Consider the following 14,392-nt stretch of genomic DNA (forward strand, 5'->3'; position numbering starts at 1 on the left):
AAGCAGAGGTGGGGCAACGAATTCCCGTTACGCTCGGCAATATTGCGCCGCTGACGTTAAAGCCGTTTCGCGCAGGCCAACTCGCGCTCGTTTGCGAGGGAGGCGGACAGCGAGGTATTTTCACCGCTGGCGTGCTGGATGAATTTATGCGCGCGCAATTCAACCCGTTTGACCTGTACTTCGGCACGTCTGCCGGGGCGCAAAACCTCTCTGCTTATGTCTGTAACCAGCCTGGCTACGCGCGCAAGGTCATCATGCGCTACACCACGGCAAAAGAATTTTTTAATCCGCTGCGCTTTGTGCGCGGCGGTAACCTAATCGACCTCGACTGGCTGCTGGAGTCGACCTCCAGCCAGATGCCGCTGGCCATGGACACCGCCGCCCGCCTGTTTGATAGCGGTAAAGAATTCTGGATGTGCGCCAGCCGGGGGGATGACTATTCGCCGGGCTATTTTTCTCCTCAGAAGGAGAACTGGCTGGATATCATTCGTGCCTCCAGCGCCATTCCCGGTTTTTATCGTACCGGTGCGCTACTGGATGGCATTAGCTATCTGGACGGGGGCATCAGTGACGCGGTACCGGTGCAGGAAGCTGCCCGGCGCGGGGCGAAAACCATTGTGGTGATCCGTACCGTGCCATCGCAAATGTACTACACCCCGCAGTGGTTTAAGCGGATGGAGCGCTGGCTGGGTGACAGCAGTCTGCAGCCGCTGGTGAATATCGCGAAGCAGCATGAAACCACCTACGGCGCGATGCAGCGTTTCATTGAAAAACCGCCGGGTAAACTGCGTATTTTTGAAATTTATCCCCCTAAGCCGCTGCTGAGCATGGCGCTGGGCAGCCGCATTCCTGCGCTGCGCATGGATTACAAAACGGGTCGGCTATGCGGACGCTACTTCCTGGCGACGGTGGGAAAAATGTTGGCGGAGCAACCGCCGCTTCACCGGCATAAACGCATTATTACGCCGCCTGCGATAGTCGCCAACGACGCCCTGACGATGCCGCTGGTGGATATCCCGCAGGCGAATGACGCTTTATTAGATAACGAGGATCTGGCGTGACGCACCGCTTTGTTGATACCCACTGCCACTTCGATTTTCCGCCGTTTACAGGGGATGAAGCGCAAAGCATTGCGAAAGCCGCCGAGGCAGGCGTTCAGGCCATTATTGTGCCTTCAGTTGAAGCGGCTTATTTTTCCCGCGTGCTGGCGCTTTCCGCACAACACCCCGCGCTCTTTGCCGCGCTTGGCCTGCATCCGATCGTGATTGAGCGTCATCTCGACGAGCATATTGAGAGGCTCGATGAGGTACTGATGACCGCAGGAGACAAACTTGTCGCCATCGGTGAGATCGGCCTCGATCTTTACCGTGAGGATCCGCAGTTTGAGCGCCAGCAGACGATCCTCGACGCGCAGCTCAGACTGGCGAAGCGTCACGATCTGCCGGTGATCCTCCACTCACGACGCACGCACGATAAGCTGGCAATGCACCTGAAACGCATCGATCTGCCGCGAAAAGGTGTTGTACACGGTTTCTCCGGCAGCCTGCAGCAGGCGCAGCGTTTTATTGAACTGGGCTATAAAATCGGCGTGGGCGGCACCATCACCTATCCACGGGCCAGTAAAACCCGCGACGTAATGGCCCAGCTGCCCTTGTCGGCCCTGCTGCTGGAAACCGACGCACCGGATATGCCGCTGAACGGTTTTCAGGGGCAGCCGAATCGCCCGGAACAGGCGGCGCGCGTGTTTACCTCCCTTTGTGAACTGCGAAAAGAGCCTGAAGAGGTGATTGCCGATGCGCTGCTGGAGAATACGCGGTCAGTATTTGGCATCACGCTATAGTTACAGCGCCGGACGGATCACCGTTATCTTCTGTTTTTCCAGCGCCTGCGCCAGCGGTTCAACGTCCTCTGGCGTGGCGCTGCGCCAGGACGCCGCCTCACCGTAAACGCCCTGCCCATGAAACGCGTTAATGCGCACTGGCACATTTCCAAGCCCATGGATAAACGTCGTCAGCGGCTTGAGCTGTTCCAGATAGTCACACTGCTCCGGAATGACCAGCAGACGGAGTTCCGTCAAACGATGACGTTCTGCCAGCCAGCGAATGCTTTGCTTGATCAGCGGGTTATCGCGCCCGGTCAGGAAGCGGTGGCGTTCGTTTCCCCACGCCTTGAGATCCAGCATCGCGCCATCCAGTACCGGCAGCAGCTTTTGCCAGCCGGTTTCACTTAACAGACCGTTGCTGTCGACCAGGCAGGTGAGATGGCGCAGGGCAGGATCGGCTTTGATCGCGGTGAACAGCGTGACTAAAAAGGGTAATTGCGTTGTGGCTTCACCGCCGCTCACGGTGATGCCTTCAATAAATGGCGCTGATTTGCGGATCTGCGCGAGGATCTCCTCCACGCTCAGGCGGTATGCCATGGGCGTCGCCTGCTGCTGGCACAGGTGCAGACAGGTATCGCACTGCTGACAGTGACTCTCCTGCCACCAGACGCGTCCGGCCTGAATGCTAAGGGCTTCATGAGGGCAGTGGGGAACGCAGTCTCCACAGTCGTTGCAGCGGCCGATCGTCCACGGATTGTGGCAGGTTTTGCAGCGCAGGTTGCAGCCCTGCAGGAACAGGGCCAGCCGGCTGCCCGGCCCGTCCACGCAGGAAAAAGGAATGACCTGACTAACTAAAGCGCATCTGCTGTTCATGGCTTATCACGCGTGGCTGACGTTCCAGAATACGGGTATTGCGCGCGGCCTCTTCACCCAGCCACGTGGTATTGGTTCTCGAACCTGCTTCCCGGTATTTCTCCAGATCCGATAATCGCACCATATAGCCGGTCACGCGGACCAGATCGTTACCCGCGACGTTGGCCGTAAATTCCCGCATGCCCGCGTTGAACGCGCCGAGACAGAGCTGAGCCACCGCCTGGGGATTCCGTTTTACCGTCTCATCCAATGTCAGTATGTCGCTTATCCCGGCATGATAGTGCTGGTGATGAGGGGCCACGGCCAGCAGGTGGCTGATGGGATCCGGCTCGTCGCCGTAGGGCAGACGCGCGCCCGGCGTGGTACCCGAATCAGAGCTGATCCCCGACTGCGCATGCAGCATCGCGCGCTGCTTCCAGCCATGTTTCACCGGCGTATGTTCAACAAACGCCGCCAGCTGTTCACTGATGCGATAGCCCAGCGCGTTGGCCTGCTCATCTTTGCCGTAACGCCCTTCGATACCGGCTTTTTCACAGAGCGCATTGACCGCTTCCGCGAGGCCGTACAGGCCAAACATGGGCACAAACCGATCGGCATCAATCAGCCCCTCTTTCACCAGGAAGCTATTCTCAAAGAAGCCGGACTGTTGATACAGAAAATCGCAGCGGGCATCGATGATGGCGATCTGCTGCTGGCAGTAGTGGGGAAGCGTACGGGTGAAAAAATCGTCGAGGGAGGTGCTGTGTTCGGCAATGGCTTTGAGGTTGAGGCGCACCAGGGTACTGCCGCCGCCAGCCAGCGGCAGGGAGTTGTAGCAACTCACGACACCGTAACGGCCTTTTGTGAAAATTTTATCATTCACCGGGCCATTAGAAATATGCGGTTTGCTGCATCCGCAAATGTTTTTAGCGACCGCATGCAGCAGATCGTCAGGCGTGATCGCCGGGTCATAAATAAACGTCAGATTCGGTGCGACCTGCTTCAGCTCGGCATCAGCGCGTAAAATGGCGCGCGTGACGGGCGTATCTGCCGGGCCGATATTGGCGTGCATAAAGGCGTCGGGCAAGGTGCGGTCGAGGTAACGCCAGAAACGTTTTATTCGAATATCGATTTCGTCTTGTGTTAGAATTCTAACATACGGTTGCAGAAGTGCATCGAGATGGCCGAGATAGACCGGCATCGATGTGACGGACGGAACATGATGGTAGAGGATGGTTAACAGCGAGAGGGCGTCATCAAGATCTTTCGCCCCCTCAAGCTCCAGCCACTCTGAACCGTTAGCCAGAAATGTTGCGTAATCCGGCAGAATGTAACGGGGTTTGTAGGGCGCGTGGCCTTCGAACATGTCGCAGATAAACCCCTCGTCCAGCGCGGCTCGGGCAGCCTCTGGTAGTGCCGGATAAGGCAGATTATTTTCCGCTTCCAGCGCCAGAAAATGCCGTTTTTGTTCGGGGGTTAGCACCGGACTGGTCACAATGTGCTGGCAACGTTGTTGCAGGGCGTCGGGGCTGGCGTGGGACATGTTCGCTTCCTTGAATGTTCTGCGGATGATGAACGGATTGTAGGAAGCCGGCCCGTCAGGGCTTTTGATCTGACAGGGGGAATCGCTGTTTTAGTCGACGATTTCCGAACTAAAGTTTGAAGAAGATCTCATTACAGTAATGCAAATTTGCACGCAGTTTTCATTAACTGTGATGAATGTCGAAGTGTGGATGCGGGTAGATGTTAGAATACTCACAGACCCGCAAGGTAAAATTGATACGGCACTGCCGTTGGAGAATGTTATGACCGATTTAACTGCAAGCAGCCTGCGCGCGTTGAAACTGATGGACCTGACCACCCTGAACGATGACGACACCAATGAAAAAGTCATCGCCCTGTGCCATCAGGCGAAAACGCCCGTCGGTAACACTGCAGCCATCTGTATCTACCCGCGCTTTATCCCGATTGCCCGTAAGACGCTGAAAGAGCAGGGTACTCCGGACGTGCGCATTGCAACCGTGACTAACTTCCCGCACGGCAACGACGATATTGAGATTGCGCTGGCAGAGACCCGTGCGGCGATTGCTTACGGCGCAGACGAAGTGGACGTCGTGTTCCCGTACCGTGCGCTGATCGCCGGCAACGAGCAGGTGGGCTTTGACCTGGTGAAAGCCTGTAAAGAGGCCTGCGCGGCGGCAAACGTGCTGCTTAAGGTGATCATCGAAACCGGCGAGCTGAAAGAAGAGGCGTTGATCCGTAAAGCTTCTGAAATCTCCATCAAAGCCGGTGCCGATTTCATCAAAACCTCAACCGGTAAAGTGCCGGTAAACGCGACCCCGGAAAGCGCACGCATCATGATGGAAGTGATCCGTGATATGGGCGTGGAAAAAACCGTGGGCTTCAAACCGGCGGGCGGTGTGCGTACCGCTGAAGATGCACAGACATTCCTCGCCATTGCAGATGAACTGTTCGGGGCTGACTGGGCTGATTCCCGTCACTACCGCTTCGGCGCGTCAAGCCTGCTGGCCAGCCTGCTGAAAGCGCTGGGACACGGCGACGGCAAGAGCGCAAGCAGCTACTGAGTTTGAATTGCCGGGTGGGGCTACGCTTACCCGGCCTACCCGGATCGTGGTCGGGTAAACCGTACCCGCCACCCTTCACCCGATTCCTCATGGGGGTTACCGTGTTTCTCGCACAAGAAATTATTCGTAAAAAACGTGATGGTCATGCATTAAGCGACGAAGAGATTCGCTTCTTTATCAACGGCATTCGTGATAACACCATCTCTGAAGGGCAGATTGCGGCTCTGGCGATGACCATCTTCTTCCACGATATGTCGATGCCCGAGCGTGTCTCGCTGACCATGGCGATGCGAGATTCAGGAACCGTTCTGGACTGGAAGAGCCTCAATCTTAACGGTCCGATTGTCGACAAACACTCTACCGGCGGCGTCGGCGATGTGACGTCGCTGATGCTCGGCCCCATGGTAGCCGCCTGCGGCGGTTACATTCCGATGATCTCCGGACGCGGCCTGGGCCACACCGGCGGTACGCTCGACAAACTGGAAGCCATTCCGGGCTTCGATATCTTCCCGGATGACAATCGCTTCCGTGACATTATTAAAGACGTTGGTGTGGCGATTATCGGCCAGACCAGCTCACTTGCTCCGGCAGACAAACGTTTCTACGCCACCCGCGATATTACCGCGACCGTTGACTCCATCCCGCTGATCACCGCCTCTATCCTGGCGAAGAAACTGGCGGAAGGTCTGGATGCGCTGGTGATGGACGTGAAGGTGGGCAGCGGTGCGTTTATGCCAACCTATGAACTCTCTGAAGCGCTGGCCGAAGCGATCGTTGGCGTCTCCAACGGCGCAGGCGTGCGCACCACCGCGCTCCTGACGGACATGAACCAGGTGCTGGCCTCCAGCGCCGGTAACGCAGTTGAAGTGCGTGAAGCGGTGCAGTTCCTGACGGGTGAATACCGTAACCCGCGCCTGTTCGACGTCACCATGGCGCTGTGCGTGGAGATGCTGATCTCCGGCAAGCTCGCCAAAGACGACGCCGAAGCGCGCGCGAAGCTGCAGGCGGTGCTGGACAACGGCAAAGCGGCGGAGATCTTCGGCCGCATGGTTGCCGCGCAGAAAGGCCCGACAGACTTCGTCGAAAACTATGCGAAGTATCTGCCAACCGCGACGCTCAGCAAAGCGGTGTATGCCGACAGTGAAGGATTTGTCTCCGCCATGGACACCCGTGCGCTGGGTATGGCGGTGGTCTCGATGGGCGGCGGTCGCCGTCAGGCCTCAGACACCATTGATTACAGCGTTGGCTTTACCGATATGGCCCGCCTGGGCGACAGCGTTGACGGCCAACGTCCGCTGGCGGTGATCCACGCGAAAGACGAAGCCAGCTGGCAGGAAGCGGCGAAAGCGGTGAAAGCGGCCATTGTGCTCGATGACAAAGCGCCAGAAACCACACCGACGGTCTATCGCCGTATTACCGAATAGCGGTATACTGATCTGATCGATAATTTTTGAAGCACTACGTACGGAGAACAATTATGAAACGTGCATTTATTATGGTGCTGGACTCATTCGGCATCGGCGCAACCGAAGATGCAGAACGTTTTGGTGACGTGGGTTCCGATACCATGGGTCACATCGCGGAAGCCTGTGCAAAAGGCGAAGCGGACAACGGTCGTAAAGGCCCTCTGACTCTACCCAACCTGACCCGCCTCGGCCTGGTCAAAGCGCATGAAGGTTCTACCGGTAAAATTGCCGCCGGTATGGACGGCAACGCGGAAGTGGTGGGTGCCTACGCCTGGGCGCACGAACTCTCTTCCGGTAAAGACACCCCGTCAGGGCACTGGGAAATCGCCGGTGTGCCGGTGCTGTTCGACTGGGGTTATTTCTCCGATCACGAGAACAGCTTCCCGCAGGAACTGCTGGATAAGCTGGTGAAGCGTGCCAATCTGCCGGGCTACCTCGGTAACTGCCACTCTTCCGGTACCGTGATTCTGGACGAGCTGGGCGAAGAGCACATGAAGACCGGCAAGCCGATTTTCTACACCTCTGCTGACTCCGTGTTCCAGATTGCCTGCCACGAAGAAACGTTTGGCCTGGATAAACTCTACGAGCTGTGCGAAATCGCCCGTGAAGAGCTGACCGAAGGCGGCTACAACATTGGCCGCGTTATCGCGCGTCCGTTTATCGGCGACAAAGCGGGTAATTTCCAGCGTACCGGTAACCGTCACGACCTGGCCGTTGAGCCACCGGCGCCTACCGTGCTGCAGAAGCTGGTTGATGAAAAAGGCGGTCACGTGGTTTCCGTGGGTAAAATCGCGGATATTTACGCCAACTGCGGTATCACGAAGAAAGTGAAAGCGACCGGTCTGGATGCGCTGTTTGATGCCACTATCAAAGAGATGAAAGATGCGGGCGACAACACCATCGTCTTTACCAACTTCGTGGACTTCGACTCCTCCTGGGGTCACCGTCGCGACGTAGCGGGTTATGCAGCCGGTCTCGAGCTGTTTGACCGCCGTCTGCCGGAGCTGATGGAGCTGGTCGGAGAAGATGACATTCTGATCCTGACCGCGGACCACGGCTGTGACCCAACCTGGACCGGTACCGACCACACCCGTGAGCACATTCCGGTGCTGGTGTACGGTCCGAAAGTGAAACCCGGTTCGCTCGGTCACCGTGAAACCTTCGCGGACATCGGCCAGACTATCGCGAAATACTTTGGTACGTCTGACATGGAATATGGCAAGGCCATGTTCTGAATGATGTTGGGTGCGGCCTGATGCCCTCACCCCAACCTTCTCCCACAGGGAGAGGGAGAACAGAATGTAGGCCGGGTAAGGCGTAGCCGCCACCCGGCAAAAACAACAATGTAAAAGGAACTGAAGATGGCAACTCCTCACATTAATGCAGAAATGGGTGATTTCGCTGACGTCGTATTGATGCCGGGCGACCCGCTGCGCGCCAAGCACATTGCAGAAACTTTCCTCGAAGACGTGCGTGAAGTGAACAACGTTCGCGGCATGCTGGGCTTCACCGGGACCTACAAAGGCCGCAAAATCTCTGTAATGGGCCACGGTATGGGTATCCCGTCCTGCTCTATCTACACCAAAGAGCTGATCACCGACTTCGGCGTGAAGAAAATCATCCGCGTCGGCTCCTGCGGTGCGGTGCGTATGGACGTTAAGCTGCGTGACGTGGTAATTGGTATGGGTGCCTGCACCGATTCCAAAGTTAACCGTATGCGTTTTAAGGATCATGACTTCGCGGCGATTGCCGACTTCGGCATGGTGCGTAACGCGGTTGACGCGGCAAAAGCGCTGGGCGTGGACGCGCGCGTGGGTAACCTGTTCTCCGCTGATCTGTTCTATGCACCAGACGGCGGCGAGATGTTCGACGTGATGGAAAAATACGGCATCCTGGGCGTGGAAATGGAAGCTGCGGGCATCTACGGCGTCGCGGCTGAGTTCGGTGCGAAAGCGCTGACCATCTGCACCGTGTCTGACCACATCCGTACCCACGAGCAGACCACCGCTGCCGAGCGTCAGACCACCTTCAACGACATGATCAAAATCGCGCTGGAATCTGTTCTGCTGGGCGATAAAGAGTAAGCGCTGTTGTGCCGGGTGGCGGCTTCGCCTGACCCGGCCTACGGTTTTCCAGGCCCGCTAAGCGTAGCGCCAGCGGGCTTTTTTACTAGCGCACGGCCTGTGCAATCCACGCTGATAACTCCCGCAGCTCATTTTCCTGCTCCGGAAAATCCCCAATCAACGCGTCACATTCCTGCTGCAGCATATCCGCCCGGTACAAACAGCCCTGTAAACGTGCTGCGAGTGCTTCCAGCGGCGCCGGATTCAGACTGTCCGTAAACACCTGTGTGCGGGTGATATGCCCTTTCTCGACGTCAAAGTGTAGTTCCACGCCCCCCCAGGTAAAACGCTCGTCCAGCAGGTGAGAGAAGGCCGGTGCCTGGCCGAAGTTCCACTCCCAACTGCTCTGGCGGGCAAACGTTTCTGCAAAATTTGGCAGGTCCGGCGTCTTATCCGGCGAAATGACTTCAGCTTCCACGCGCTCGCCGTAATGCGCGAAGAACGCCTCGCGCACGGCCTCACAGATTTGCTCATGGGTAATGCCCGGCAGCAGCTCGACCAGGTTCGCCACGCGGCCGCGCACGGAGGTAATTCCCTTCGCCTGCAGCTTTTTCTTGTCGGGATTCAGGTAGTTCGCCAGCCGACTGAGATCGGCGTTAAGAAGAAGGGTGCCGTGGTGGAACCCGCGATCCATCGTTTCGCGATAGGCAGAGCCGGATACTTTGCGATCCCCGTCGGGCGTTTTGACCACCAGATCGTTACGTCCGGAAGCTTCCGCCGTCACGCCGAGCGCATTGAGCGCGTTGAGCACAATCGAGGTGGAGATGGTTTTGTCGTATTCCGGTTTACCCGCCATAAAGGTAAAGCAGGTATTGCCCAGATCGTGAAACACCGCGCCACCGCCGCTGCTGCGGCGCGCCAGACGAACATTGTCCTCTTCCATACGCCGCGTGTTGCACTCTTTCCACGGGTTTTGTGCGCGGCCAATAACCACCGTATCGGCGTTGCGCCAGAGAAACAGGACGCGCTGGGTAGCGGGCATCTGGCGGAAGATGCACTCTTCAACCGCGAGATTAAACCAGGGATCGTAAGAGTCAGAGATAAGCAGGCGTAACGTCGTCATGGCAGAGTTCCTTTTCCGAATCATCCGCCTACTTTATCACTATTCTTTCTTCTCGCTCTCTTCGTCTTCGGGAACGGATTTGCTGGCGGTCAGCAGGAACGGGGATTGCTGCCAGCGCGAGCGTTTGCCCCGAAGCAGGGTGCGTGCGAGAACCACGCCAATGGCGAGCGAAAGCAGCAGCATCAGGCGCAGAATGTTGGTGGTGTTATCAACCTGCTTGGCTTCGGTTGGCAGAGTATGCGTATCAAGGGTCAGGCGCAGATAGCCCAGCGGACCATTCTTTCCCTGAATGGGCTCGACAATCTGCTGGTTGAAATAGCCGCCGGCTTTTTTACCGTCCAGCGCCAGCCTGTCGCGTACGTCGACATGTTCGCCCGCGCGGGCAATCAGGTCGCCTTGCTCGTCATAGACACCGGCATCCAGGATGCGGCTGTTTTCCGTCAGCAGACGTAAAACCTGGCCTATACGTTTTTCGTCCGGCGTTTCGGTACGCATGGACGGCGCAATATTAAACGTTACCTGGCGTGCCAGCGTGCGGGCCAGCTCTTCAAACTGCGGATTGCGTTGCCGTTGATGATTCTGGCTGAACCACGACGCCCCTTGCATCAGCACCACTAACAGTGCGAGACAGGAGAGGACAATCACGGCGCGATGGAGCCGGAATTTCAGTTTTGCGCGAGCCATATTCCACCTGCTGAAAATTTACGGCTTAATGTTGCCAGAAGTGATGGTTACAGGGTAGCCTCATGCGTTATTTTCCCTCTGCAACCTTCCGGCGCGAACGAAATTACAGGAGCTTTAATGCCGAACATTACCTGGTGTGACCTGCCAACGGATGTCTCTTTATGGCCAGGATTGCCGCTCTCTTTAAGTGGCGATGAGGTGATGCCTCTGGATTACCACGCCGGTCGTAGCGGCTGGCTCCTCTACGGACGCGGTCTGGATAAGCAACGCCTGACCCAGTATCAAAGCAAGCTGGGCGCTGCGATGGTTATCGTCGCCGCCTGGTGCGTTGAAGACTACCAGGTCATTCGCCTGGCCGGCTCCCTGACGCAGCGCGCAACGCGTCTGGCGCATGACGCCGGGCTGGATGTCGCCCCGCTGGGCAAAATACCGCACCTGAAGACGCCGGGTCTGCTGGTGATGGACATGGACTCGACGGCGATCCAGATCGAATGTATCGACGAGATCGCCAAACTGGCGGGCAGCGGCGAGCTGGTAGCGGAAGTGACCGAGCGTGCGATGCGCGGTGAACTGGACTTCACCGCCAGCCTGCGACAGCGCGTGGCGACCCTGAAAGGGGCCGATGCCAACATCCTGCGCCAGGTGCGCGATGTGCTGCCGCTGATGCCAGGGCTGACGCAGCTGGTGCTGAAGCTGCAGTCCCTTGGCTGGAAAGTGGCGATTGCGTCCGGGGGCTTCACCTTCTTCGCAGATTATCTGCGGGAAAAACTGCATCTGGCCACCGTGGTGGCTAATGAGCTGGAGATCATGGACGGTAAACTGACCGGCCAGGTGATCGGCGATATTGTGGATGCTCAGTACAAAGCCAACACCCTGACCCGTCTGGCGGAAAAATATGAGATTCCGGTCGTGCAGACCGTCGCCATCGGGGACGGCGCAAACGACCTGCCGATGATCAAAGCGGCCGGACTTGGCATTGCCTACCATGCCAAGCCAAAAGTGAATGAAAAGACGGAAGTGACTATCCGTCATGCTGACCTGATGGGGGTATTCTGCATTCTCTCTGGCAGCCTTAATCAGAAATAACGAGGTAAAACGTGGCGAAAGCTCCAAAACGCGCATTTGTCTGTAATGAATGTGGTGCGGATTATCCGCGCTGGCAGGGGCAATGCAGCGCCTGTCATGCCTGGAACACCATCACCGAAGTGCGTGGTGTGGCGGCTTCGCCGAGCGTGGCGCGCAACGAACGCCTGAGCGGCTATGCGGGTAATGCCGGTGTGGCGAAGGTACAAAAGCTTTCGGACATCAGTCTTGAAGCGTTGCCGCGCTTCTCCACCGGCTTCAAAGAGTTTGACCGCGTGCTCGGCGGCGGCGTGGTGCCGGGCAGCGCCATTCTTATCGGCGGTAACCCTGGCGCGGGTAAATCGACCCTGCTGCTGCAAACGCTCTGCAAGCTCGCCGAGCAGATGAAAACCCTGTACGTCACGGGCGAAGAGTCGCTGCAGCAGGTGGCGATGCGCGCGCACCGTCTGGGTCTGCCCACCGGCAACCTGAACATGCTGTCAGAAACCAGCATCGAGCAGATCTGTATGATCGCCGAAGAAGAGCAGCCGAAGCTGATGGTGATCGACTCCATCCAGGTGATGCATATGGCGGACATTCAGTCCTCACCGGGCAGCGTGGCGCAGGTGCGTGAAACGGCGGCCTACCTGACGCGCTTTGCCAAAACGCGCGGCGTGGCAATTGTGATGGTCGGCCACGTCACGAAAGACGGCTCGCTGGCGGGGCCAAAAGTGCTCGAACACTGTATCGACTGCTCCGTAATGCTCGACGGCGACGCGGACTCCCGTTTCCGTACCCTGCGCAGCCACAAAAACCGCTTTGGGGCGGTGAACGAACTGGGGGTGTTTGCCATGACCGAACAGGGGCTGCGTGAAGTCAGCAACCCGTCGGCCATCTTCCTGAGTCGTGGCGATGAAATCACCTCCGGCAGTTCGGTGATGGTGCTGTGGGAAGGGACACGACCGCTGCTCGTCGAAATTCAGGCGCTGGTCGATCACTCGATGATGGGCAACCCGCGGCGCGTGGCGGTCGGTCTGGAACAGAACCGTCTGGCGATCCTGCTGGCGGTGCTGCACCGTCATGGCGGGCTGCAGATGGCGGATCAGGACGTTTTCGTTAACGTGGTCGGCGGCGTCAAAGTCACTGAGACCAGCGCGGACCTGGCGCTGCTGCTGGCGATGGTCTCCAGCCTGCGCGATCGACCGCTGCCGCAGGATCTGGTCGTCTTCGGCGAAGTGGGCCTGGCCGGGGAAATCCGTCCGGTGCCCAGCGGGCAGGAGCGTATCTCCGAGGCGGCAAAACACGGTTTCCGCCGGGCGATCGTTCCGGCCGCCAACGTGCCGAAAAAAATCCCGGAAGGGATGCAGGTATTTGGCGTGAAAAAACTCGCAGATGCGTTAAATGTCTTTGACGACTTATAATTACGTATTCGATTTTGCAGGAGGCACCGTAATTTATGTCATCATTTGACTACATCAAAACCGCAATCCGTCAGAAGGGCTGCACGCTGCAGCAGGTGGCGGACGCCAGCGGTATGACCAAAGGCTACCTTAGCCAGCTGCTGAACGCCAAAATCAAAAGCCCCAGCGCGCAGAAGCTGGAAGCGCTGCACCGCTTTCTGGGGCTTGAATTTCCGCGTATGCAAAAGAACATCGGCGTGGTGTTTGGCAAGTTTTACCCGCTGCATACCGGGCATATCTATCTGATCCAGCGCGCCTGTAGTCAGGTGGATGAACTGCATATCATCATGGGGTACGACGAAACCCGCGATCGCCAGCTGTTTGAGGACAGCGCCATGTCGCAGCAGCCGACCGTGCCGGACCGCCTTCGCTGGCTGCTTCAGACCTTCAAGTATCAGAAAAATATTCGCATTCATGCTTTCAATGAAGAGGGCATGGAGCCCTATCCGCACGGCTGGGATGTGTGGAGCAACGGCATCAAGGCGTTTATGGAAGAGAAGGGCATTGCCCCGAACTGGATCTACACCTCTGAAGCGTCCGACGCGCCGCAGTTCCGCGAGCATCTGGGCATTGAAACGGTGCTTATCGATCCGAAGCGCACCTTTATGAACATCAGCGGGGCGCAGATCCGCGAAAACCCGTTCCGCTACTGGGATTACATCCCGACTGAGGTGAAGCCGTTTTTCGTGCGTACGGTGGCGATCCTGGGCGGCGAGTCGAGCGGGAAATCAACGCTGGTCAATAAGCTGGCGAATATCTTCAACACCACCAGTGCCTGGGAGTACGGACGCGATTATGTCTTCTCCCATCTGGGTGGGGATGAGATGGCCCTGCAGTATTCCGACTACGATAAAATCGCGCTTGGGCATGCCCAGTACATTGATTTCGCGGTGAAATACGCCAACAAGGTGGCGTTTATCGATACCGATTTCGTGACCACGCAGGCGTTCTGTAAAAAGTACGAAGGGCGCGAACACCCGTTCGTGCAGGCGCTGATTGATGAATACCGCTTTGACCTGGTGATCCTGCTGGAAAACAACACCCCGTGGGTGGCTGATGGCATGCGTAGCCTTGGCAGCTCCGTGGACAGGCGTGAGTTCCAGACCATGCTGGTGGATATGCTCAGGGAGAACAACGTTGAGTTTGTGCATGTGGAAGAGTCGGATTACGACTCCCGTTTCCTGCGCTGCGTCGAGCTGGTGAGGGAGATGATGGGGGAGCAGGGATAAGCGTTAACCGCCCTCTCCCTGTGGGAGAGGGCCGGGGTGAGTGCAT

Annotated in this window: 13 protein-coding genes; 9 read left to right on the forward strand and 4 right to left on the reverse strand. The window is 57.5% G+C overall.

All coding sequences use genetic code 11. The annotated features are described in order from the left end of the window. Positions 1-8 precede the first annotated feature (8 nt). Complete coding sequence (locus C1N69_RS03030; RefSeq protein ID WP_045284842.1) at positions 9-1,061, forward strand: patatin-like phospholipase family protein; 1,053 nt, start codon at positions 9-11, stop codon at positions 1,059-1,061. After that, on the forward strand, positions 1,058-1,840 hold the full coding sequence (locus C1N69_RS03035; RefSeq protein ID WP_155030672.1) for a TatD family hydrolase: 783 nt from the start codon (positions 1,058-1,060) through the stop codon (positions 1,838-1,840). The genes C1N69_RS03030 and C1N69_RS03035 overlap by 4 nt, the downstream gene beginning before the upstream one ends. Here the strand turns inward: C1N69_RS03035 and C1N69_RS03040 are convergent, their stop codons facing one another. Together C1N69_RS03040 and C1N69_RS03045 are read right to left on the reverse strand one after the other, a co-directional pair. Beyond that, positions 1,841-2,695, reverse strand: a complete 855-nt coding sequence (locus tag C1N69_RS03040) for a YjjW family glycine radical enzyme activase (protein ID WP_155030673.1) — start codon at positions 2,693-2,695, stop codon at positions 1,841-1,843. Next, entirely contained in the window at positions 2,670-4,217 is a 1,548-nt protein-coding gene (locus tag C1N69_RS03045; protein ID WP_155030674.1) for a YjjI family glycine radical enzyme, read from the reverse strand. The genes C1N69_RS03040 and C1N69_RS03045 overlap by 26 nt, the downstream gene beginning before the upstream one ends. Positions 4,218-4,479: 262 nt before the next feature. Here C1N69_RS03045 and deoC point away from each other — a divergent pair, with 262 nt between their 5' ends. The 4 genes from deoC (at position 4,480) to deoD (ending at position 8,809) form a co-directional block, all read left to right on the forward strand. After that, positions 4,480-5,259, forward strand: coding sequence for a deoxyribose-phosphate aldolase (deoC, locus tag C1N69_RS03050; RefSeq protein WP_032672469.1), 780 nt, complete (start codon positions 4,480-4,482; stop codon positions 5,257-5,259). Positions 5,260-5,360: 101 nt separating this feature from the next. Next, on the forward strand, positions 5,361-6,683 hold the full coding sequence (gene deoA / locus C1N69_RS03055; protein ID WP_045284838.1) for a thymidine phosphorylase: 1,323 nt from the start codon (positions 5,361-5,363) through the stop codon (positions 6,681-6,683). A gap of 53 nt (positions 6,684-6,736) precedes the next feature. Continuing rightward, entirely contained in the window at positions 6,737-7,960 is a 1,224-nt protein-coding gene (gene deoB, locus C1N69_RS03060; protein ID WP_025757495.1) for a phosphopentomutase, read from the forward strand. A gap of 126 nt (positions 7,961-8,086) precedes the next feature. Then, positions 8,087-8,809, forward strand: coding sequence for a purine-nucleoside phosphorylase (gene deoD / locus C1N69_RS03065; RefSeq protein ID WP_013095492.1), 723 nt, complete (start codon positions 8,087-8,089; stop codon positions 8,807-8,809). An 85-nt stretch (positions 8,810-8,894) separates the two neighbouring features. Here deoD and lplA read toward each other — a convergent pair whose 3' ends face one another. After that, entirely contained in the window at positions 8,895-9,911 is a 1,017-nt protein-coding gene (lplA, locus tag C1N69_RS03070; RefSeq protein WP_095441742.1) for a lipoate--protein ligase, read from the reverse strand. A 39-nt stretch (positions 9,912-9,950) separates the two neighbouring features. Further along, positions 9,951-10,595 carry a YtjB family periplasmic protein gene (locus C1N69_RS03075; protein ID WP_025757499.1) on the reverse strand — a complete coding sequence of 215 codons (645 nt, stop codon included), beginning with the start codon at positions 10,593-10,595 and terminating at the stop codon, positions 9,951-9,953. Positions 10,596-10,712: 117 nt separating this feature from the next. Here C1N69_RS03075 and serB point away from each other — a divergent pair, with 117 nt between their 5' ends. From serB to nadR, 3 genes are read left to right on the forward strand one after another with little or no spacing between them, the layout of a single operon-like run. After that, on the forward strand, positions 10,713-11,681 hold the full coding sequence (gene serB, locus C1N69_RS03080) for a phosphoserine phosphatase (protein WP_155030675.1): 969 nt from the start codon (positions 10,713-10,715) through the stop codon (positions 11,679-11,681). Between the two features lie 11 nt (positions 11,682-11,692). Continuing rightward, positions 11,693-13,078: a DNA repair protein RadA gene (radA, locus tag C1N69_RS03085; protein ID WP_045284834.1), complete on the forward strand. Its 1,386-nt coding sequence runs from the start codon at positions 11,693-11,695 to the stop codon at positions 13,076-13,078. Between the two features lie 35 nt (positions 13,079-13,113). Next, entirely contained in the window at positions 13,114-14,346 is a 1,233-nt protein-coding gene (nadR, locus tag C1N69_RS03090) for a multifunctional transcriptional regulator/nicotinamide-nucleotide adenylyltransferase/ribosylnicotinamide kinase NadR (protein ID WP_025757503.1), read from the forward strand. Positions 14,347-14,392: the final 46 nt, after the last annotated feature.

The sequence above is a fragment of the Enterobacter sichuanensis genome, from assembly GCF_009036245.1.
GTDB lineage: Bacteria > Pseudomonadota > Gammaproteobacteria > Enterobacterales > Enterobacteriaceae > Enterobacter > Enterobacter sichuanensis.

Bases quoted from the DNA above. Each gene is read 5' to 3' on its own strand.
- C1N69_RS03040 (WP_155030673.1), bottom strand. From the start codon at position 2,695: ATGAACAGCAGATGCGCTTTAGTTAGTCAGGTCATTCCTTTTTCCTGC.
- C1N69_RS03045 (WP_155030674.1), bottom strand. From the start codon at position 4,217: ATGTCCCACGCCAGCCCCGACGCCCTGCAACAACGTTGCCAGCACATT.
- deoC (WP_032672469.1), top strand. From the start codon at position 4,480: ATGACCGATTTAACTGCAAGCAGCCTGCGCGCGTTGAAACTGATGGAC.
- deoB (WP_025757495.1), top strand. From the start codon at position 6,737: ATGAAACGTGCATTTATTATGGTGCTGGACTCATTCGGCATCGGCGCA.
- deoD (WP_013095492.1), top strand. From the start codon at position 8,087: ATGGCAACTCCTCACATTAATGCAGAAATGGGTGATTTCGCTGACGTC.
- lplA (WP_095441742.1), bottom strand. From the start codon at position 9,911: ATGACGACGTTACGCCTGCTTATCTCTGACTCTTACGATCCCTGGTTT.
- C1N69_RS03075 (WP_025757499.1), bottom strand. From the start codon at position 10,595: ATGGCTCGCGCAAAACTGAAATTCCGGCTCCATCGCGCCGTGATTGTC.
- serB (WP_155030675.1), top strand. From the start codon at position 10,713: ATGCCGAACATTACCTGGTGTGACCTGCCAACGGATGTCTCTTTATGG.
- nadR (WP_025757503.1), top strand. From the start codon at position 13,114: ATGTCATCATTTGACTACATCAAAACCGCAATCCGTCAGAAGGGCTGC.